Origin of the sequence: Hyalangium versicolor, assembly GCF_020103695.1 — a bacterium.
GTDB lineage: Bacteria > Myxococcota > Myxococcia > Myxococcales > Myxococcaceae > Hyalangium > Hyalangium versicolor.
In genome coordinates, this window is record NZ_JAHXBF010000023.1 from 62,324 (window position 1) to 84,333 (window position 22,010).

The 22,010-nt window shown below is 67.2% G+C and carries 12 protein-coding genes; 7 read left to right on the top strand and 5 right to left on the bottom strand.

What is annotated here, in order from left to right; translation table 11 throughout:
- Positions 1 to 18 precede the first annotated feature (18 nt).
- Entirely contained in the window at positions 19 to 2,052 is a 2,034-nt protein-coding gene (locus KY501_RS38755) for a zinc metalloprotease (protein WP_224368923.1), read from the bottom strand.
- A 101-nt stretch (positions 2,053 to 2,153) separates the two neighbouring features.
- Between KY501_RS38755 and KY501_RS38760 the strand changes: the two genes are divergently transcribed.
- A complete protein-coding gene (locus tag KY501_RS38760) occupies positions 2,154 to 4,829 on the top strand; it encodes a hypothetical protein (protein ID WP_224368924.1) in 2,676 nt (891 codons plus the stop codon).
- Between the two features lie 294 nt (positions 4,830 to 5,123).
- Here the strand turns inward: KY501_RS38760 and KY501_RS38765 are convergent, their stop codons facing one another.
- The gene (locus tag KY501_RS38765; protein ID WP_224368925.1) at positions 5,124 to 6,074 is read right to left on the bottom strand and encodes a LysR family transcriptional regulator; all 951 of its coding nucleotides are present in this window, start codon (positions 6,072 to 6,074) and stop codon (positions 5,124 to 5,126) included.
- Positions 6,075 to 6,165: 91 nt separating this feature from the next.
- On the opposite strand from KY501_RS38765, the gene KY501_RS38770 reads away from it, so the two are divergent.
- The 3 genes from KY501_RS38770 to KY501_RS38780 are packed head-to-tail and all read left to right on the top strand — an operon-like array spanning position 6,166 to position 9,118.
- Complete coding sequence (locus KY501_RS38770; protein ID WP_224368926.1) at positions 6,166 to 7,137, top strand: Vgb family protein; 972 nt, start codon at positions 6,166 to 6,168, stop codon at positions 7,135 to 7,137.
- Between the two features lie 53 nt (positions 7,138 to 7,190).
- Positions 7,191 to 8,426 (top strand): AAA family ATPase, encoded by a 1,236-nt coding sequence (locus KY501_RS38775; RefSeq protein ID WP_224368927.1) that lies wholly within the window; start codon positions 7,191 to 7,193, stop codon positions 8,424 to 8,426.
- Between the two features lie 2 nt (positions 8,427 to 8,428).
- Positions 8,429 to 9,118: a DUF4276 family protein gene (locus tag KY501_RS38780; protein ID WP_224368928.1), complete on the top strand. Its 690-nt coding sequence runs from the start codon at positions 8,429 to 8,431 to the stop codon at positions 9,116 to 9,118.
- 8 nt (positions 9,119 to 9,126) lie between these two features.
- On the opposite strand, the gene KY501_RS38785 is transcribed toward KY501_RS38780, so the two are convergent.
- A complete protein-coding gene (locus KY501_RS38785; protein WP_224368929.1) occupies positions 9,127 to 11,643 on the bottom strand; it encodes a CBM96 family carbohydrate-binding protein in 2,517 nt (838 codons plus the stop codon).
- Positions 11,644 to 11,892: 249 nt separating this feature from the next.
- Here KY501_RS38785 and KY501_RS38790 point away from each other — a divergent pair, with 249 nt between their 5' ends.
- Complete coding sequence (locus KY501_RS38790; protein WP_224368930.1) at positions 11,893 to 17,250, top strand: trifunctional serine/threonine-protein kinase/ATP-binding protein/sensor histidine kinase; 5,358 nt, start codon at positions 11,893 to 11,895, stop codon at positions 17,248 to 17,250.
- 93 nt (positions 17,251 to 17,343) lie between these two features.
- On the opposite strand, the gene KY501_RS38795 is transcribed toward KY501_RS38790, so the two are convergent.
- Positions 17,344 to 17,811 (bottom strand): SRPBCC family protein, encoded by a 468-nt coding sequence (locus tag KY501_RS38795; RefSeq protein WP_224368931.1) that lies wholly within the window; start codon positions 17,809 to 17,811, stop codon positions 17,344 to 17,346.
- A gap of 111 nt (positions 17,812 to 17,922) precedes the next feature.
- Here KY501_RS38795 and KY501_RS38800 point away from each other — a divergent pair, with 111 nt between their 5' ends.
- Both KY501_RS38800 and KY501_RS38805 read left to right on the top strand, forming a co-directional pair.
- Entirely contained in the window at positions 17,923 to 18,429 is a 507-nt protein-coding gene (locus KY501_RS38800; protein WP_224368932.1) for a hypothetical protein, read from the top strand.
- A 115-nt stretch (positions 18,430 to 18,544) separates the two neighbouring features.
- Positions 18,545 to 20,986, top strand: a complete 2,442-nt coding sequence (locus KY501_RS38805; RefSeq protein WP_224368933.1) for a helicase-related protein — start codon at positions 18,545 to 18,547, stop codon at positions 20,984 to 20,986.
- Here the strand turns inward: KY501_RS38805 and KY501_RS38810 are convergent.
- Positions 20,926 to 21,978, bottom strand: coding sequence for an isopenicillin N synthase family dioxygenase (locus KY501_RS38810; protein WP_224368934.1), 1,053 nt, complete (start codon positions 21,976 to 21,978; stop codon positions 20,926 to 20,928). The two genes, KY501_RS38805 and KY501_RS38810, sit on opposite strands and share 61 nt — an antisense overlap.
- Between the last annotated feature and the right edge of the window lie 32 nt (positions 21,979 to 22,010).

Genomic DNA, 22,010 nt, shown 5'->3' on the forward strand with positions numbered 1-22,010 from the left:
GGATGCTCCAGGAATGGTTCAGCAGCCGCAGCCACAGCCGCACTGAGGGGCCCTGATCCAGTCGACGCCGTCGAAGCTGCCAACCTGGGTGTCCCAGCAAGGCCGCTTCCGGACATCCGCCGTCCTGAGCAGGAAGCGCTGCCCACCCACGAGCTGTCCCTGGGCGTCGAACGCAGTGACGTCCAGTTCGAACACCTCGGCCCCCGTGGGGCGGCGTCCGTCCGGTACGAAGCGCACGTGCAAGGTGCCGAACTCCCCCGGCTTCAGCGGCGGCCCCAGGAACTTCACGGGACGCGTGATGAGGAGCCGCCCGTCCTCCAGCCGCTGGAAACCGTCGCCTCGAAGGTCTCCCTTGGCCCATCGCTCGAGCGCGTCGCCCCGGAACTCCACCAGCAGATACCCCCAGTCGAAGAGCGAGCCACCACGCTGCCTCGGTGTGTCGAAGACGAGCACCGTCTCCTGCCGCTCACGCCCGAGGTTCCCCAGCACCACGTCGGCGAAGCGCCCCCCGTCTCCATCCGTGTCGACCACCGTGATGTTCTTCCAGACGATGTTGTTGTTGTTCTGCACGTTGGCGTAGAGGTTTCCCGTCTCGGGCGTCGTCATTCCGAAGGGCGCAACCGGCGATGTCTCGATGCGCGCCAGCAGGCAGAAGTGCGCCTTGTCCGCGCCAAAGGCGGCGTAATCCGAAGGGTCGGGCGGCGTCCAGTCGAAGGACAGGATCTCCGTGTCTCCTCCGGCCACCGTGACGGACTGGCTGCCGATGAGCCCACCCATCAACGCCGGTACCGTGACACTGCCATCCCACGGCGCAGGCCAGGACAGAGCCACGGAGGCCTTCGCCCAGTAGAGCTTCACCGTGCCCGATTGCGAGCCCACAGGTGAGCAGGCGCGATTGCGGACGCGCACGTAGACATGGTTCAGCTGCTCACCTCGTGGGTTCTGGTGATCCTGATTGGTGAGCCCATCCGGCGCGTTGCGCACCCAGATGTCATCGCTGATCCACATGGGGTTCGCGCTGGGATCCGGCTCGGCACCCGTGTCATCGGCATTGTCCTGCATCCAGAGATCCGGCACCGCGCCGGCGCTCACCGGAACGAGCCCGTCCGAAGAGAGGATGCTCGCGCGCGCCACGGACAGTGTCGCGTTCATCCGCGTCGCCTGATCCTGCGTGAACATGAACATCGCCGCGTCATCGACGTAGTCCATGTAGTTCATGAACATGTCGCCGTTCGGCCCGTTGCCACACGAGACATGCGGGAAGGCGGGCGTCCCGAAGTTCATGATTCCCTGGTTGGGAGTGTCCGCGCACTCGTCGGACTGGCTGCAGATGGCCCCGGACTCGTCGTCCCCCCAGATGTCGAGCAGGTTGAGCCAGTGGCCAATTTCGTGCGTCGCGGTGCGTCCGCGATTGAACGGCGCCGCCGCCGTGCCAATGGTGCCGAAGGCATCCGTGCGGACAACGAAGCCATCCAGATCCGCAGGCCCGCCAGGGAAGGTGGCGAACCCGAGGAGCGTGTCCGTGAAGTTGGCGACCCACATGTTCAGATATCGGTCCGAGGGCCATGGATCCGCGCCCCCCGTCGCCGCGGACTTGACGTTGTTACGGGTCGCCATGGTGAAGCCCGTCGTCGCGGTGAAGGTGCGGGTGATTCCATTGGTGGAGCCGCAGGCTGGATCGCGCACGGCGAGCGCGAACTCGATGCGTGTATCGGCGGCGACTCCCGCGAAGACCGCCGGCACGCTGGCTGCGTCCGCATTCATCCGGCGGAAGTCAGCGTTCAGCACGTTGATCTGAGACTGGATCTGGGCATCGCTGACGTTCTGCGCCGCCGTATTCCACACCACGTGCACGACGACGGGAATGCGGACGATGCCTGTCCTCAGCCCGGCGTCCGCGTAGCGCGCGATGAACTGGCGTGTCTCCAGTTCGATCTCACGTCGCCTGCGACGGTACTCGGGAGAGAGACGGGCCAGGCGGCGATGCTCATCCATCGTCGCGCAGGTTCGGCGGTACTGGCCACCCTCGTTCGGCTCACGGCGCTTGGGCATGGGGGTTTCCTCCAACGAGGTGGAGTGAGCCGGCCGTGTTTGTGATGCATGGATGGGGGATTCCCCCAAGTGTCAGAGCAGGCCGGTATGGGCGAGCGGACATGACCCCCTCACGACTCTCCGTACTCCCCGCGCTCGTGCTGAGTGCCCTGCTGCCTCTGGCCCTCCTCTCGGCGGGCTGTCCCTCCTCCAACTCGTGTGACGCCTCCAACTGTCTCGGCTGCTGCCAGGACGATGGCACCTGCGCGCCCGGCAACCAGGCCTCGGCCTGCGGCGCGGGAGGTGCCACCTGCGACAGTTGCTCGAATGGCCAACAGTGCAGCAGCGCTGGCGTGTGTGGCGCCGCCTGCAGCGACGCCTGCCTGGAGGGGGCAAACCGCTGCGAGTCGGGCAAACGGATCGCCTGCGTGCGCGGTGCGAATGGCTGCCTCGCTTACGCGGCTCCGGAGGTCTGCCCGGGCACGCAGGTGTGCAGCGGCGGCGCCTGTGTGGACCACTGCTCCGACCAGTGCCCCGAGGGCACCGGGCGCTGCGCCGGCTCCAGCGTGCAGTACTGTGAGCGCCAGAGCACCGGCTGCACCGAGTGGGGCGAGGTCCGCTCATGCGCCATCGGCAACTGCCAGAATGGCAAGTGCTCCAACTCTCAATGCACCGACGCCTGCACCGCGGGGCAGCAGCGGTGCGCGAACACCCAGCGGCAGGAGACCTGCCAGACCGGGAGCAGCGGCTGTCTGGAGTGGGTGGCGCAGGACTGCGGCGCGGCGGAGGCCTGCACCGGCACGCGCTGCGAGGCGGTCAGCCCCTGCTCGCCGCCATGCCCGGAAGGCTTCACGTGCAACTCGGCGCTCGTCTGCGAGGGTGGCACCCTGACGTCGCTGATCCTCAACACGGACCTGATCAACGTCCTGGGCCACTTCACCGTGAACGGGGCCATCCCCTCCTTTGACGCCGCCTACTGCGCGGACGCCTGGAGGGCGACGTATGCGCTCGTCTCGCTGACCTTCGAGCAGGTGTCGACGGGGGCAAAGTTCGAGACCGCCGTCCGCTGCAACCAGAACGGCTTCAACTACGCGCTCCGGCTCCCGCCCGGGAAGTACAACGTGTACGCGGAGCCGTACTCCAGCAACGACGCCAACGTGAGGATGTCTCCGTTCAAGCTGCGCGTGGCGAGCAACGTCACCCTCACCGAGGACACGCCGGACCTGAAGCTCAACCAGGGGGTGCCCGCCGTCTCGGGCAAGCTGACGGTGAACAGCGCGGTCCCCACTCTCACCACCCCCGCGGGCTGCACCTCCGACAGCCAGCACCTGGCCGATCTCACCTTCTACCGGAGTTCCAGTACGACGCCCGCAGGTGAGGACGAGTTCGCCACCCTCTCCATCGACTGTGGCCACAAGGCCGACTTCAGCTTCGAGACGTTCCTCCCCGTGGGGACGTATGACGTGCGCATCAGCCCCGCCTTCGCGGCGCGGCCGGCGGGACCGCGCATCGCCTCCGGCAACCTGAAGGTGCCGTCCCCCGTCTCGGTGACAGGGCCGACGTCCAGCCTGGTGCTGAATCAAGTGGTGCATCCGGTGAGCGGCCGGCTCACCGTCAACGGCGCCACGCCCACCTTGAAGGGCGGCACCTGCACCAGTTCCCTCACCGTGGCGGAGATCATCGCATCCAACAACGACTTCTCCGGGACGACACCTCTGCCCTGCACCTCGGACTTCAGCTTCTCGCTGCTCCTGCCACCGGGCTCGCAGAGCGTCTATTTCCGGGACGCGGGTGGGTATGGCAAGCCCGTCTCGACCCTGCCTCCGATGAGTGTAAAGCGGACCCTGAATGTCACCGGGCCGCTCTCGAACCAGGTCTGGGACCAGGTGGTGTTCCCGGTGTCCGGCAAGGTGACGGTCAACGGCGCTGCGCCCGTGCTCGGCGCGCAGTGCTTCACCGGCGACAGGCTGCTCAACCTCATGGTGCAGTCGGACAACGCGCTCTCTGGCACGGTGACGCTCTACTGCGAGGACAACTTCCAGTTCGCCACCGTGCTCCCGGCCGGGAAGTACACGGTGCAGGCAAGCCCCTCGGGCTCGACGCAGCTCAACACGCCCGAAGGCTTCTACGCGTTCACCCCGTTCACCGTCTCCAGCGCCACCAGCGGCGTGGTGCTGAACGAGGTGGTGTACCCCGTCTCCGGGAAGGTGCTGAACAACGGGGTGGCGCCCACCGGGCATGAGCCGTTCTGCCAACAGACGTACAACAGGCAAGCCCCACTGGCGCGCGTCTCCTTCTCCAACACCGTCCAGGGGGCAACGAACGGAACCAAGTCGATCACCTGCGAGCGGCCGGCCTTCGACTTCACGGCCTGGCTCCCCGCGGGGACCTACAAGGTCGAGACGCAGCCGGGATTCGACACGACCGGGTCCAACTTCGTCCCGGGCCGCTTCCCCAACCTCACGGTGAATGGAACGGTGAGCAACCTGTTGCTGGACCAGACGGTGCGCACCGTGTCCGGACGGCTGACGGTGAACGATTTGCTGCCCACGGTGGATGCGTCGTACTGCGCCAACTCGAGCAACCTCTCCGCGACGCTCGCGACGGTGACCTTCACGGACGAGACGGCCTCGTTCAAGCAGACCGCGTACGTGCGCTGCAAGGATTCCAGCTTCAGCTTCACCACGCTCCTGCCGCCGGGCACCTACGATGTCCGGGTGGCCAAGGCGAACACCAGCGCGGGGTTGAACTTCGGTGACGGGCCCGCGCAGGCGGTGGCGAAGTTGCGCGTGCCCTGACACACACACTGGAGACACCCTCGGGAGGACTGATCCTCTCCACGCGAGCATCAACCTGAGAGCAGAGCACCTCGGAAGCGCCTGGCTCGACGCACTGGAGCCAACGGTTGGTTCCCTCTGCGAACTCCAGCGCCCCGCACGCCTGGTGCATCACGCGGGCCGCGCACTTGCCTCCTCCCTCAATGCTGCTGTCGAAGTCGAACCGGTAGCTTCGAGTTCCATCCGAGACAATGAGAAAGGCCGCGTCACCCGGTGGCGCGTGGGCATCGCTCCGCCGGTTGATTACGTCGAAGGCTATGCCTGAGAAGACACCCGGCACGCTCCGGGCCGTTCCCAGGGAGGCGTGCCCTCGAAGCGCTCGCGCAGGAAGGAGACGAAGGCGCGAACCTTCGAAGGCACCATCCGCCCTGGCGGATGGACGGCGAAGATGCCGGTGTCGGGGATGGACCAGCCCTCAAGCACCCGGACGAGCCTCCCGGCACGCAGATCCTCTCCCGCGAGGAACGTGGCCAGCACGGTGATGCCCTCCCCCGCCACCGCGGCCAACCGCAGCGCCTCGGCATTGTCCGCGCTCAGCGCCGGACGCACACGGACGGTCACCCGCTCCTGCCCGCGCACCAGGGTCCACGCAGGGCCCTCCGAGAGGAAGCTGAAGTGGAGGCACGCGTGCTGGGTCAGATCCTCGGGCCTCGTGAGCGGCCGGCGGTCCTGGAGGTAACGCGGGGAAGCACAGAGGATGCGTCGATTGAGAGCGAGCCGGCGCACCATGAGGCTGGAGTCCTCCAGGGCGCCGATGCGGATGGCGACATCGAACCGCTCCTGGATGAGGTCCACGTAGCGGTCCACGAAGGAGACCTCCAGCGCGATGCGGGGGTAGCGCCGCAGGAAGTCCGGCAGCAGCGGGGCAATCTGGAGCTGTCCAAAGAGGTTGGGCACGGACACGCGCAGCCGTCCCCTGGGATCGCTCGCCAACCCGGAGACGAGGGCCTCCGCATCCTCGACGCGGGCGAGCACATCCAGGCTGCGCTCGAGGTACAACGTGCCGGCCTCCGTCAGCGAAACCGTACGGGTGGTGCGCCGCAACAGTGCAGTGCCCAGCGCTCCCTCCAGCCGGGTGATGCGCCGGCTCAACGTCGAGGCGCTGATTCCCAGCTCCCGCGCCGCGTCCGCGAAGCTCTGGGCCCGCGCCACTGCCACGAAACTCCGCATCTCCTCGAGCCGGTCTCGCATCGCCGCACGCTGCATGCCACCCTCCCGCGACTGTTGCACGCGGTGCACGAGTGTAGTGCGCCCATGCCCGGTGATACGGAGGGAAGCGTGAGGTATTCGTGGCCTCATGAGCCCACTGAGCTGCCTGGCCCTCCTGAGCGCAAGCCTGCTCGCCGCAACCCCGCGCCTTCCTCTTCCGGAAGGCTTCACGTATCCCAATGGCATTGCCCACGCGGAGGATGGGACTCTCTATGTCGGCTCGGTGTCGAGCGGCCGAGTCCTGCAACGAAAGCCAGGTGGTACGTGGCAGGTGCTGTTCCCGGGCTCCGATGAAGTGTTCTCGGTGACGAGCCTCCGGCTGGATGCGCCTCGCGGGCTGCTATGGGGCACGTCTCCCGACGTCATGGGGCTGCTGCGCCCGGATGGATCTTTGGGTCGACGGCCGCACCGGCTCTTTGCGCTGGATGTCCGCACAGGCAAGGTGCGGCGGATCATCCCCATTCCGGAGGGAGGCCTGGGCAATGACATCACCGTCGCACCTGATGGCGGCCTGTACGTGACAGACAGCTCGCGTGCGTCCGTCCTGTATCTGCGGCCCGGAGGTGAGCGTCTGGAGACCTTCGTATCCGACGCGCGATTCCAGGCTCAGGGGCCAGGGATGGGCAACATCGGGCCTGCGGGCATCGCGCTGGCCAGGGATGGCGGCACGCTGGCCATCAACACCTACGGGCCCGGACGCCTCTTCCTCATCCGGCTCGGGGCAGAGGCAGCACCCACGGTAACGGAGGTGGAGCTGCCGCGCCGGTTGGAGAACCCGGATGGTATGCGCTTCGCTCCCGACGGGCGGTTGCTCGTGCTGGAAGGCGCGGTGACCAGCGGAGATGGACGGCTGCTCCGCATCGATGTCCTCGGAGCAGGCCGGGGCCCAAAGAAGCTGGAGGTGCTCGCCTCGGGACTGGAGTCCCCCGTCAACCTCACTGTCTCGAAGGAGGGACGCATCTGGATCACCGAGGCGCGGCTCTGTGAGCGGCTCCTCCGGGGTCAGGAGGCCCAGGTCCCTCGCGAGTTCTGGGTGAGCGTCCTGTCCCCAGCGGAATGAGACGTTCCGCCCCACCACGCCCTCCTTTGGAGTGCTAGAAAGTCTGGAGTCTCATGAACGACTCCTCAGGCATCCAGATCGTGGAACTAAGGCTCGCCGGATTCCGGGCCTTCGAGAACGTCCGGCTCCGGTTCGATGAGCTGACTGTGCTCGTCGGGCGCAACGGCGCGGGCAAGAGCACGCTCATCGATGCACTGGTGTTCCTCCGGGACGCGCTCACTGACTCCCTCGAGAACGCCCTGACACGCCGGGAAGGCCTCTCGGCCCTTCTGCACCGGAGCTCGAAAACAGCGAAGAAGTTGTCCATCGCACTCACCGTGAGGATTTCCCCGGCGTACCTACGAGCGTTCACACAGCGGACCGGGCTTGTGATTGAGCCGCCGTATATCCGAGCGGGAATTGTCGCAACGTACGGGTTCCAGGTCACCCCCTCACGCACTGCCAAAGGATTTCGCGTAGAGCACGAGTCCATCAGGTTCGATACTCCTGAGGGCCACGCCGGCCCACAGCCCCAGGCTCCCCACCGGTACCATTTCTTCTCAAGAGAGGGGTTGTCTCTTCCCCTCTTAGCCATTGGGAAGCCCTCCCTTCAACTCATCCTCGATGCCCTGAAAACGAGCGTGCGTGCGTACAGGCTCTCGCCCGAAGCGATCCGGCTCGAGCCTCCCATTGGCCGCACGAGCATTCTCCACCGCAACGGTGATAACGCCGGGGACGTCCTCCACTCCATCGAGAGGAATCGGAAAGAGCTCTCCTGGATCACCAGGCACCTTGCCGCCATTACTCCCGGCATCAGCAGACTCCAGTCCGGCACAGCGGCCGGGCGCAGGCTCATCCGGTTCTTCCAGCAGAGCGGGAAGTCCACCCGCGTCCGATTCGACATTCGGGACATGTCCGATGGAACCCTGCGATGCCTGGCCATCCTTCTCGCGCTTCGCCAGAGCCCGTCACCCGCACTGGTGTGCATCGAGGAGATCGAGGACTCCGTTCATCCCGCCGCCCTCAGTGTTCTCTTGGACGCCGTTGACTCCAGCACGCGCCGATGCCAGGTGCTCCTCACGTCACATAGCCCGGAAGCGCTGAGCCACCCCTCTGTCACTCCGGAACGCATCAGGGTCATCCAATGGCGCAATGGGCGCAGCCAACTCTTCCGGCTCAGCACGGGGGCCGAGGAGATGAGCCGCCCGCCTCGTTCCGTCGGCAAGTTGCTGCGCAGCAACGCGCTCTTCACCGCCGACGAGCCTGAGCGCGTCGAAAGTGACTTCTTCACTCGATTCTTTGGGCTGTGAGCATGCGCCGGCCACTCCGCATCCTCGCCATCGTGGAAGGCCACGGTGAGCAGACCGCAGTGCCCGTGCTCCTGCGTCGTTGGTTTCAGTACCGCGGCTTCAGGAACTTCGAGACACCCGATCTGGCCATTCGAGCACCCGGGGCAGGCGCGCTCAAGTGCCCTCACGATGCAGATGACGAACTCGGCGTCGAGTACTACGTCGAGATGGCCGCCCGTGAACAACCGGACGGCATCCTCATCATTCTCGACGCGGATGACGAATGTCTGGAGCGGTCGAAGACACGGCGCAAGGGGCTTGGGCTCGAACTGCTAGAGCGTGCACTTGCCGTTGCACCGCACATTCCCATCCAGGTGGTGGTTGCAAACCGGGAGTATGAGGTCTGGTTCCTGGCCGCGCTCGCCAGGCTGCGGCGGGCAAAGCTCCTGCCTGCCGGGCAACGACTCGCGACTCTCTCGGATATCGAAGCCATCCGCGACTGCAAGAAGCGCCTCTCCGCACTGCTGGGGCGCCCCTACGAAGAGACCATTGATCAGTCCGACTTCTCCTCGGCGCTTCCCTTTACCTCTGGCATGGCCCAGCGCTCGCGCTCGTACCGAAAGCTCCTCAAAGCACTGGACGAGCTGACACAGCAAGCTCGTGGACGGCGGCGGCACACAGACAAGCACTCGACTGCCGCACGACGTCGCTGAGCAGTCCGTCAGCGAGTCACCTTGAGGTAGAACAGATCGCTCTCTCCCACGGGCGTATAGGTCTGCCCCTCCAGTTCGAGCACTCCCGCGAGCGTGGCTCCCAACACCACGGCGCCTCCCGGCTGCAGGGCCACATCGAAACTCCGGCCCACATCGAACACGCGAGACCACTGGTGCTGGCCGCTCGCCGAATAGCGCGCCACGAAGGTGCGGCTCGTGCCGATGAAAGGATCGAAGTCCGTAGAGAAACCGAAACTCCCACCGCCGAGCTCGAACACCTCCCGGCCCCGCCCCGAAACCGTGAGGAGCCCATCCTCACTCACGGCCAGGCGTTGGAAATCCAGGATGTATCCTGTCCCCGTCCCGATGGAGCGCAACCAGACATCCGCACCCGTGCCCGTCAAAGCACCGATGAAGCCATTGGTGTTGGGCGGATACCGGTAGGAGTCATTCGGGTTGCCACCGAAGTAGGAGCCCCCCGCGAAGGTGAAGGACCCTCCCACGTTGCCGATGAAGATGATCCGGTCCGTCCCTTGGGGCTGGATGCCCCTCACGACGCCATAGGCTCCGCGAAGGACCCGCTTCCACAGCAGAGCGCCCGTGGGGCTGTACTTCGCGATGAAGGGCGCCCGCATTCCCAGGCGCCCGTCCCCAAGATTCGTCCAGGGCCCCGCCGCGCCGGCCACCAGGACGTTGCCCGCCGAGTCCGCGGCCACGCCATGTCCCTGGGGCTGGGCATCGTAGGCATCGTCATCCCCGCTCTGGAAAGCCCTGGACCAGACGTGCTGCCCCTCCCAGGAGAACTTCGCCGCGAAGCCTCCCAGGCTCGACCAGTTGCCCGTGTCTCCCAGCGCATCCGAGGCGAGCACGCCCCCGCCCAGATCCATCCGTCCCGCGAAGCCTCCCGTCACGAGCAGGCTGCCATTGGCATCGGTCGCCACAGCGGCGGGGAAGGCCTGCACCACCTGGCCCTGATCATCCCGCGCCGTGAAGCCGCGCGCCCACACCGTCTGCCCCGTCGGAGAGAACTTGGCGATGAATAACCCGTACCAGTACGCCTCCTGCGGAACGAAGGGCAGCGGCCCCGTTCCCAGATTCGGCGAGCCCATGTACTGCCCCACCACCAGGATGTTGCCCAGCGAGGTGACGGTGACATGCGTCGCCCGCACCTTCTCCGTGGACACCACGCGGCTCCACTCCGGACTGCCCGTCGCGGAGTACTGCGCCAGCGCCAACCCCTCCTCTGGAGGGAAGGCCGCCGACCCGAAGCGCCCCGCCGCCACGAAGCCGCCCTGGGGCCGCGGCGCCAGCGCTCCCAGGGACTCGTCGCCCGCGCCCCCGTACTGCCGCTTCCACTCCGAGAGGCCACCTCCCGCACCGTGGTACGAACAGAACAGGGGACTGTCCAGGGTGAAGCTCAACCTGGGCGCCTCATCGTACAGGGGCTGATTCGACGACGAGAAGGCCACCCCATCGGTGGACTCGGGGAGCAACCCGAAGCCATAGCCCCCCCAGTCCGCCACGACTCCAGTCAGGTCGTACGTCACGCGGCTGCCGGCGGTGACAGCGCCGAGGTTGCCCACCGCGCTCGCGGAGAGCCCCGGCCGGGTGTTCCAGGTGAGGCTCTGCTCGCTCCAGTCACTGCGAGCCCGGTACAGCAGTGGGCCATCCGAGGTGGGGTTCGTCACGAAGAACTCCAGCCAGGCGTTGCGCACCGTCATCCCCTGCGTGTCCACGTCGAACTGGAGATAGGACTCCAGCCGAGGCGACCCATCCACCTGAAGCGTCAGCTCCGAGCTGAAGTTCCTGTTGGGCTCACTCTGCGAGACGGTGCCATCCGTGAAGCCGATATAGGTCCGGCGATAGGCATCCGTGCGCAGCATGCAGCCCGCGGGAGCCGGTGCCTCCGGGGTATAGGTGACAACGAGCTGAGGCCTCAGGTCCGACCGTCCCTCCCGGGAGACGAAGTCCGCCCCATCGCTCGAGGTGGGCACGAGCACGAGGTTCACATCGGCGCTGCCATTCACCGCGCCTGTCACGTCGTACTCCACCCAGGTGCCCGAGGTGAGCGCTCCAGCATCCGCCAGAGGCCCTCCGAGCCGGGCCGGCCGGGTGCTCCAGGTGAGGCCCGCCTCCGACCAGTACCGCGTCACGGAGAAGATCTGGGGCCCATCCGAGGTGCCATCCGAGACGTAGAGCCGCAGCCGGGCTCGCGTCACCGTCCCCTTCACCTTGTTCAGGGAGAAGCGAAGGTAGCTCTCCTGCCGAGGCGAGAGGTCCGCGATCAAGGTGCTCTCGATGCCCAGGTTCCGCGTGGGAAGGGCCTCCTCCACACGCGCATCGGAGATGGGTGTGAACGTGGCCGTCGCCATCACCGTGGCCGCGGGCTCCACGGCGGAGGCTTGCTGGAAACCCTGGCTCTCGGGGGCCGGAGGCTCCGGCTCCGCACTACCTCCACAACGGGTCAACACGACGAGCACCGCCAGCGCCCACAGACACCGCCCTACCGCGCCACTCTGTTCCACGACACGCCTCCGGCTGAGGAGAAGTTCGCACCGGGTGTGCACTCTGCGTACCTGTGGGAAATGACCTGGGGTAAACGCTACCCTCGTCCCCTGGAAGGGTTCGGCGGAAAGACAGACGCCAGGGATTGGAACCGCGGCACCCCGAGGGGGAAAAGAATGCCTCGAAGCGCTCCGCCCCTCGCCTCCTCCCCCCTGCCTGGCTGCCTGGGGCTAGGATGCGCCCCCTACCCAGGAGCCCCTTCCAGCCGTATGCAGGCCATACCGGGATACCGCATCGAGGAGAAGCTGCACCAGAGCTCGGGCTCGGTGCTCCACCGCGCCTACTCGGAGCGGGAGGGACGCTTCGTCCTCCTGAAGACGCCGGTGGCGGCCTATCCCCTGCCAGCCGAGCTGGCGGGGCTCGAGCGCGAGCACGAGATCGGCCGGATGCTCGAGGCGGAAGGCATTGTCAGACACCTCGAACTCGTCCCTCATGGGCGCTCCTGCACCCTCGTCCTGGAAGACTTTGGCGCGTCCTCGCTCTCGGACTACCTGGCCACGCAGGGGCCGCTCGAGGTGGGCCGCTTCCTGAACGTGGCGCAGGCACTCACCCGCGCCGTGGAGTCCCTGCACCGCCACCAGATCATCCACAAGGACATCTGCCCCGCCAATGTCTTCTACAACCCGCGCAGCGGGCAGGTGAAGCTGGGCAACCTGGGGTTGGCCTCCGTCCTCTCCCGAGACCGACAGGAGTTCCGCAACCCCGCCCTCATCGAGGGCACGCTGGCCTATATCTCCCCCGAGCAGACCGGACGTATGAACCGCGCCATCGACCACCGCGCGGACCTGTACGCGCTGGGCGCCACCTTCTATCACCTGCTGGTCGGAGCGCCCCCGTTCGAGGCCCAGGAGGCAGTGGAACTCATCTCCTGTCATATCGCCCGGCCGCCGCAGCCCCCGCACCTGCGCCGCTCCTCCATCCCCGAGCCCCTCTCCGCCATCCTCTGCAAGCTCCTGGAGAAGAACGCGGAGGACCGGTACCAGAGCGCCGCGGGGCTGCTGGCGGATCTCTCCGAGTGCGCTCGCCAGTGGGAGGCTACCAGCCAGATCGTCCCCTTCACGCTGGGCGAGCAGGACGTCCGCCGGACGCTGAACATCTCCGAGAAGCTCTATGGCCGGGAGGAGGCGCTGGCCACGCTCATGGCGGCCTTCGAGCGTGCCACCTCGGGCCAGGTCGAGTTGCTGCTCGTGAGCGGCCCCGCCGGCGTGGGAAAGTCCGCCGTGGTGCGGGAGATCCACAAGCGCACCTCCGCCCAGCGCGGCTACTTCGCCTCCGGCAAGTGCGATCAGATCGGGCAGACGCCCCTGTCCATCTTCATCCAGGTGGTCGCGGAGCTGGCGCGCCAGTTGCTCACGGAGAGCGAGGCACGGCTGGAGCAGTGGCGGGCCGTCCTGCGCGATGCGGTGAGAGGCAACGGGGAGCTGCTCATCGAGTGGGTCCCCGAGCTGGTGCATGTCCTCCCCGAACAGGCGCCCCCGCCCGCGCTGCCCTCCGGAGAGGCGCGCCGCCGGTTCGAGACCACGCTCACCCACTTCCTGCTGGCGTTCGCCTCGGCGAAACATCCGCTGATCCTCTTCCTGGATGATCTGCAGTGGATCGAACCCGCGTCCCTGAGCTTCCTCACCCAACTGGCGACGAACCCCTCCGCCTCGCATCTGCTGATCATCACGGCCTGCCGTGACGACGAAGTCCTTCCGACGGCTCCCCTGGCGCAGGTGCTCACCGCGCTGGCGCAACGCAGTCCCCGGCACGCGCAGCTCCGCCTGGCGCCCCTGCAACTGGAGCACGTGGCGGCGATGGTGGCGGACACCCTGAATTGCGAGGAGGACACCGGGCTCCACCTGGCGGAGCTCATCCTGGAGAAGACAGGCGGCAATCCCTTCTTCATCACCCAGCTCTTCGACACCCTGCACCAGGAGGGGCTGCTGCGCTTCGACGCCCACGACCGGCGCTGGACGTGGAGCCTGAGTCGGATCCAGCGGCTGGGGGTCAGCGACAACGTCGTCGACCTCATGGTGAAGAAGATCCTGCGCTACCCCGAGGAGACACAACGGGCGCTCATGCTGGCCAGCAACCTGGGCAGTACCTTCGACCTGGGCTCGGTCTCCCTCATTCTCGACGCACCCATCCGGAGCGTGGCCCAGTGGCTCTGGGAGCCCGCGCGAGATGGGCTCCTGCTGCTGCATGATCACCGCCCCCCGTACTCCCTCTGGGCTCGGGAAGAGCGGAAGGATGCCCCCCAGTCCGCGCAGGTCCTCTACCGCTTCGCCCATCTCCGGGTCCAGGAGGCGGCGCGCTCCCAGATTCCCCCAGATCAGCAGGAGGCGCTCAGCCTGAGGATCGGCCAGCGCCTGATCGAGCACCTCACCCCGGAGCAGCAGAGCGAGCGCATCTTCGAGCTGGTCAAACACTTCAACCTCGGCAGTGGCCGCATGGCCTCGGCGGAGGAGCGGGCCACCTGTGCCCGGCTGAACCTGATGGCCGCGCAGCGCGCCAAGGCCGCCACCGGCTACCGGGCCGCCATCGGCTACCTGCAGCAAGGCATCCGGCTGCTCTCGGAGGAAGCCTGGGACGGGCACTTCGAGCTGATGTTCGCGCTCCACCGTGAGCTGCTCGAGTGCGAGTTCCTCGGAGGCCATCTCGAACGGGCCGAGGCGCTGTTCGCGCTCACCGCGAGGAGGGCGAGGACCCCCGAGCACGTCGGTGACATCTACCCGCTCATGTGCCGCACCTTTCAGACCGCGGCGAGAGCCCAGGAGGGCTTCCAGTTGGGCCGGGAGGGGCTGCGGCTCCTGGGCGTGGAGTTGCCCACGGAGCCGGACGCGACCTGGGCGCAGCTCGAGGCCCGTGCCGAGGAACTCCAGCGCCTCATGGCGGGGCGAGACCCCCAGGAGTTCGTGGAGCTGCCGGTGATGCAGGACGGAGGGAAGGCGCGATGCCTCGCCCTGCTGCACGAGACATGGACGTGCGCACTGATGATGGGAGAGGTCGTGCCGGCGTACCTGACGGCGCTGCACATGACAGCGCTGTCGCTGAAGCATGGCAACTCGGAGTATTCGGCCTGCGGCTACGTGGCCTACGGCATGGTGCTGGCCATGAAGGGGGACTACGCCCGCGCCTACGCCTTCGGGCAACTGGCGAGGACCGTCAGCCAGCGGTTCAAGCATCCGCTGGTCATCTCGAAGGTGAACAACACGTTCGCCAACTTCATCAACCCCTTCTTCAACCCGTTGGGCAGCAACATCCCGCTCTACGAGGAGTCCTTTCAGCATGCGCTGAAGTCGGGGGACCGCTGGTGGGGCGCCTGGGCCACGGTGTGGATCTGGGTCGTAAAGTTCCTCAAGGGCAGCCCGCTGTCCGAGGTCCACGCGACGGGAGAGCGCTACCAGGACTATGTCCGGTCCTCCGGGTACGTCCCCCTCCAGGAGACGCTTCGGGTGATGCAGCACCTTGTCCTCCAGCTGCAGGGAAGCACGGAGCGCGAGGGCTCGGAGCCGGAGGAGTTCCAGGAAGAGGCCGTCGTCCATCGACTCTCGCGGCTCCGCGCGGAGTTCGCCATCCCCTGGTACTACCAGTTGCTGTCCCTGAGCCTCTATCTCCAGGGCGACTTCGAGGAGGCGCTCCGCACCAACGATGAGGCGGACAAGCGCCGCGAGCTCATCCAGAAGACGATGCACTACTCCAGCCACTGCCTGTACCGCGCGCTCATCCTCGCCGCGAGGTGTGCGAAGACTGGCTCCGGGGAACGCCAGGAGCGCCACCGGGAGATCGCATCGCATCGCGAGCAACTGCGCGAGTGGGCTGAGCAGTGCCCGGTCAACTACCGGCATGAATTCCTGCTCGTCTCGGCCGAGCATGCACGGCTGACGGGAGACTCAGATCAGGCGTCGAGGCTGTATGAGGAAGCTCTCGTGTCCGCGCGGGAGACGGGGCACCTGCACCACGAGGCGATCGCCCACGAACTCGCCGGCAAGCACTACCTCGAGCTGAGCCGGCCCAAGGCGGCCCGGGGATACTTGCAGGAGGCCCACCTCCTGTACTCCCGCTGGGGAGCCGCCACCAAGGCCGCGAGCCTGGAGGCGAACCACCCCGAGATCTTCGGCACCTCGCAGTCCCAGGCACCCGCACGGGCGGTGGGAGATTCCTCGCGTCTGCAGGCCGAGCGCATCGATCTGGCCACCGTCATGAAGGCGGCCCAGGCGCTCTCGGGAGAGATCGTCCTCGGCCGGTTGATGGAGCGCATCGTCCGCATCGGAATGGAGAACGCGGGGGCGCGCCGCGGCATGTTGATCCTGGAGCGAGAAGGACGGCTGCTCGTCGAGGCCACTGTCTCGCTGGAGGCGGACACCGTCCAGGTTCAGCAGTCGGCTCCGCTGGAGCGCTACCCCGAGGTCCCTCGCAGCGTCATCCAGTTCGTCCACCGGACGGGGAAGACGGTGGTGCTCGACGATGCCATGAATGATGCCTCCTTCCGGGCCGATCCCGACATTGCCTCGCGGCGGGTCCGGTCGGTGCTCTGCCTGCCGGCGGTGGGACAGGCGTGGCGGCGAGGCGTCCTCTACCTGGAGAACAACCTGACCGTCGGCGCGTTCACGCCGGAGCGGGCCCACACCCTGCAACTGCTGTCCACCCAGGCGGCCATCTCGCTGGAGAACGCCGTGCTCTACGAGACGCTGGAGCAGCGAGTCCAGGCGAGGACGTACGAGCTGACGGAGAAGAACGAGACGCTGGCGGCCACCCTCCACGAGCTGCGGGAGACCCAGGATCAACTCATCACGCAGAGCCGGCTGGCGGCGCTCGGTTCGCTCACCGCGGGCATCGCCCATGAAATCCGCAATCCGTTGAACTTCATCCACAACTTCTCCGAGCACACGATGGAGCTCTGCGATGAGCTCCTCGGGGATCTCCCGCGGCTCGCGCCGGGGCTCGAGCCTGGTAGGGCAGAGGCGTTGCAGGAGATCGGAACGAGCATGAAGGCCAGCCTGGCCAAGGTGGTCGAGCATGGGGCTCGGGCTTCCCGGATCATCGGCTCGATGCTGCAGCACGCGCGAGGCATCTCCAGCGAGCGGACGGAGACAGACCTCAACCTCCTGCTTCGGGAGTCCGCGGCCCTGGCCCAGCAGGCGGCGCAAGCGAGCGATCCGGCCTTCCGCGTGACGATTCACACGGAGCTGGATGAGTCACTCGGACTGATGAAGGTGTCGCAACAGGAGGTGGGGCAGGTACTGCTGAACCTCTTGAACAACGCGTGCTTCGCGGTCCATGCGAAGCGGAAGGCGAAGGCGGGACAGGGCTATGTGCCCGAGATCCTGCTCAAGAGCCGCGGCCTGGGGAGCGCCGTGGAGCTTCGCATCCGAGACAACGGCACGGGCATCCCGGCCGCCGTCCGAAACCGCATCTTCGAGCCCTTCTTCACGACAAAGCCCGCGGGAGAGGGCACCGGGCTCGGCCTGTCGCTGAGTCGGGAGATCATCGAGCAGGGCAACAAGGGGACGCTCCGGCTCGAGACGCAGGAGGGTGAGTTCGCGGAGTTCATCCTCACGCTGCCACGAGGGACACAGCCATGAACGACCGGGTGCTGGGCATCTCGGCCCGCTCCCTGTCGGGAGACGCCACGCGCGTCACCCTGCGCGTGTGCAAACCCGGACTGCTCCGCACCCTCAAAAGCGCTGAGCAAAGTGCTTCTTGAGGGCGACCACCTCCTGCGCGGTGAGCCCCGCCAGGAAGGGCGCCACCTTCGCTGGGTCGTTGCCCGGTGCCACCGCGAAGTCCCGGACCCAATCCAGGAACGTCTTGCCAGGCTCGCTCGTGATGGGCCGCAACTGGTACGTCGCGATGTAGCCGGTGATACCCACGGCCTGCCCAATCATCCGGTACGTCACGGAGTGCTCCGTCTCGGACCTGCCGACAACTTCCTCGAGGATGGTCTCTCCCGACGGCTGGAGCGTGAACTGGAAGCGGGAGGGGATGTTCTCCGCCGAGCCGCCCTCCACCCAGCCGTGGCCTTTGACAGCCTCGCCGAAGACCAGCGGCAACAGGCGCACGAGGTCTCGGACGACCGGCCATACCTCCTCGATCGGCGCATCCAGTACCGCAGAGTCGTAGACACGGTATTTCGCTTCGAGCATGGAAGTCCCCCCCAACTGCGTGGAACGGCCCGAAGCGCGATCGCCGCGCGGCGGGCCACTGGGATGTTACGTCATTCCTCTGGATGGGTGGACTCGCGCTAGGGTTCGCCCATGCTCCGCTCCTCTCTGCTCTCGCGAAACCTTCCCACCTTGCGCGCGGCCATCGCGCTGATGCTGACGCTCTCCGTGGCTCCCATCTCCCTGGCCGGAGAGGACGGCCCGCCCGTTCCGGAGAAGACGCAGGTGAACGATGCCAAGGCCCGCGAGCAACTCCTGGGCGAGCACACCCTGACGCTTCAGTGGCTCTCGGACGACCCGAAGCCGGGCAAGGCCCAGGTCACCGAGGAAGGGGGCCTCCTGAAGCTGCGCGGCGAGCAGCGGACCCCGAAGGGCTTCCTCAAGGTGGACGGCGTCATCGAGCGCGTGGACGCCAAGTCCTTCGTCTTCGTGGGCCGGGTCGACATGCAGGTGGATTACCTCTACGAGGGCAAGGAGTGCCCGCGCGCGGGCCGCTTCACCTTCCGCATCACCGGCAAGCGCCGCTACTGGCGCCTGAAGGAGATGGAGAGCCCCTGCGAGAAGGACCACGTCGACTACGTGGATCTTTTCATGCGCTGAGCTCGGAGCGCCCCCTCGCAACCTGTCAGCCACCAGGCACAGCGGGAGCCGTGCTCGGCCTCTCGAGGAGTCAACCCCCAGAGCGGAAGGCGGCGATCGAGGTTAGACTTCGCCCATGCATTCCCGCCCATCCAGCCCGTCGTCTGTTGTCGTGGCGGAGCTGGGGCCGACGAATACAGGCAAGACCCACCGCGCCATCGAGCGCATGCTCGAACACGACACCGGCATGATGGGCCTGCCCCTGCGCCTGCTCGCTCGGGAAGTCTACGACCGGGTGACCGCTCGGGTGGGCGAGGGGCGGGTCGCGCTGATGACGGGCGAAGAGAAGCGCCTGCCTCCCCGCCCCGACTATTGGATCTGCACGGTCGAGGCGATGCCAACCGATCGGCCGGTCGACTTCCTCGCCGTCGATGAGATCCAACTCGCGGCACACCGCGAGCGCGGGCACGTCTTCACGGACCGGCTGCTCCATGCCCGCGGGCGACGGGAGACGTGGTTCCTCGGCGCGGAGACGATGCGGCCCATGGTCCAGGCGCTCATCCCCCACGCGTCGATGAAGCGCGCCACCCGCCTGTCCCAGCTTCGCTACGCCGGGCCGCGCTCGCTGAAGAGCCTTCCTCCGCGCTCGGCCGTGGTCGCGTTCTCCGCCGACCGCGTATACGAGCTCGCCGAGTCCCTGCGCCGCCTGCGAGGCGGAGTCGCCGTGGTGCTGGGGGCGCTCTCCCCTCGGACGCGCAATGCCCAGGTGGCGATGTATCAGGCCGGAGAGGTGCAGTACCTCGTGGCCACCGATGCCATTGGCATGGGGCTGAACCTCGACCTCAACCACGTGGCCTTCGCGGCGCTCTCCAAGTACGACGGCGCCGAGCAGAGAGAACTCTTCCCGGACGAGCTGGCCCAGATCGCGGGCCGCGCGGGCCGTCACTTGAATGACGGGAGCTTTGGCATCCTGAACTCGCTGCCCGAGCTGCCTCCCCGGCTCGTCTCGGCCATCGAGTCCCACCGATTCTCATCGGTGCGCAATCTGATCTGGCGCAGTGCGGCCCTGGATTTCTCGAGCCCGGAAGCCCTACTCGATTCGCTGTCGCGAGCCCCCAACCACAACGCCTTCGTCCGGGTGGAGCGCGCGGACGACTTCGATGCGCTCCGGGAGCTCTCGCACGTCCCAGCCGTTCGCGACATCGCCACCCGCCGGCCCATGGTCGAGCTGCTGTGGGAGGTCTGCCAGATTCCGGACTTCCGCAAGGGCCTCTTCGGCCAGCACGTCGCGCTGCTGCGTGAGACGTTCCTCCAGCTCTCCGCGGGCGATGGGAAGCTGGAACAGGACTGGCTGGCCCGACAGGTGGCGCCGCTCGATGACATCTCGGGAGACATCCACACGCTGATGGATCGACTGGCGGCCATCCGCATCTGGACGTACATCAGCCATCGCTCGAGCTGGCTGCACGACGCCGAGCACTGGCAGGAGCGCACCCGCCACATCGAGGACGCACTGGGCGACGCCCTTCATGAGCGGCTCGTGGAGCGCTTCGTCCAGCGGGCCGCGCGCAGGAGTGCACGCCGATTCGTGAGACCCGCAGCCCACCCTGCTCCTGGCTCGGACAGCCCCTTCGCCAAGCTGGGACACCTGCTGGGTGAGGTGCCGAGCACGGACGGCACCGCGATGACGGAGGAGCAGTTCGTCCAGCGCGTGGTCGACGCGACGCATGAAGCCTTCGAGGTGGACGCATCCGGGAGCATCTCCTTCGAGGGCCAGCCCCTGGCCCGGCTGGTTCGCGGGAAGGACCGGCGCTCACCGCAGTTGGCACTCGCGGAGCCGGAGGTCTGGACCGGAGGCGCGCGGCGCCTTCTCGAGCGCCGCCTGGTGGCCCTGGCGAGGGATCTCGTCACCGAGGCCATGGGAGGATTCCCGGCTGAGGCCCTCACCGGAGCGGGCCGATCTCCGGCGCTGCGGGGTCTGGCCTACCGTCTGGCGGAGGGGCTGGGGGTGATCTCCCAAGGAGAGGCTCGCGAGCAGTGGCCGCTCCTGGAGGAGGAGGAACGAAAGCGATTGAGGGAGGTGGGCGTCCGCGAGGGGCAGCGCTTCCTCTACGTCTCCGAAGCGCTCGCGCCCCATGCGCTCGATCGGCGCTGCATGCTGACGTCCCTGTTCCTCCAGGGCCCGTCACCCCAGGGTGTTCCGCGAGAACCCGTGCTCCCGGTCGCTGCGTTTGGCGGCCGGAATGCGCGTGCCTTCGGATACGAAGTGCTCTTCGGCACCGTGGCGTTGAGGATCGACATCGTCGAGCGGCTCGGCGAGGCGCTGCGCCACCCGCAAGGCCCCCAGCAGGCGCACACGCTCATGCAGCAACTGCGTCTGGAGAGCAGTGTCCGCTCACGAATCCTTCGAGAGCTCGGGGGACAGCCCGGGGGCGCGGCACCGAAGAGGCGGCGACGAAGGCGGCGCGGAAAGAGCGGGAACGGGACGAACAGCGCGCAGGGAGAGAACCGCTCCGGTCAGGAGAGAACCTCGGCCCGCAACTCCGGGAAGACCTTGGACACCTTGCCGAGCAGATAGTCCCCGTAGGTTCCACGGAAGGTGTGGACGCTCTGTCCATCCCAACGCTCGGACTGATCATCCGAGGCGGCGCTCCCCAGGGCCGCCGCTTCGATGGGATGAACCTCGGCGGTCCAGCCCGGATCGAAGAAGAGCGGCAGGGACAGACGGTCCCGCCCGGCGCGGTTCTGCACCCGGTGCGGCGTCGAGCGATAGACGCCTCGGGTCATGCGGTCGAGCATGTCGCCGATGTTGCACACAAACGAGTCCGGCACCGGCGGCGCTTCCACCCACCGCACCTTGCCGCCCGCTCGAGACTTCACCTGGAGTCCTCCGGCATCGTCCTGCTTGAGGATGGTGAGCACACCGTAGTCCGTGTGCTCGCCCACGCCCCAGACGGGCTGCCCGTCCTCGGCCAACTCCGGGCCGGGCGGGTAGTTGAAGATGCGGAAGAGCACCAGCGGATCCCCGGTGTAGCGCGCGGCGAAGTAGTCCGAGTCCAGGCCCAGGCTGAGCGCAATCCCACTCATGAGCGAGTGTCCCAGCCGGGTCAGCGCGGACATGTACTCGAGGATGGCTTCACGCAGCCCGGCCGGATCGCGAGGGAAGAGGTTCGGCCCATGCAGCGGCGTCCCCGCGCGGACGAGCGGGTGCTCCGGCCCCAGCTCGGTGCCAAGATAGAGGCCCTCCTTGCGATCAGGCCGCCCGGAGGTGAGCTCCCCGCCGACAGGGAAGTACCCACGCCAGGCACGGCCGCCCAAGGCCATGCGGATGGCCATCTTCTCCTCGAGCGGGAGCGCGAAGAAGCGCCGGCTCAGCTCCTCCAAACGCCTCTGGAGCCCAGCGTCGACGCCGTGCCCGACGACATAGAAGAAGCCGCTCTCGCGACAGGCCTCGCCAATCCGGGCAGCGACGGCGCGGCGAGCGGCAAGGCTCGAGGAGGTATCGACCAGGGCTCGGACATCCACCACGGGGACGCGGTCGAACCCATCGGCGGCGGGTATGGCGTTCATGGTGAGAATCTTATCCACAAGACCTGCGGCGC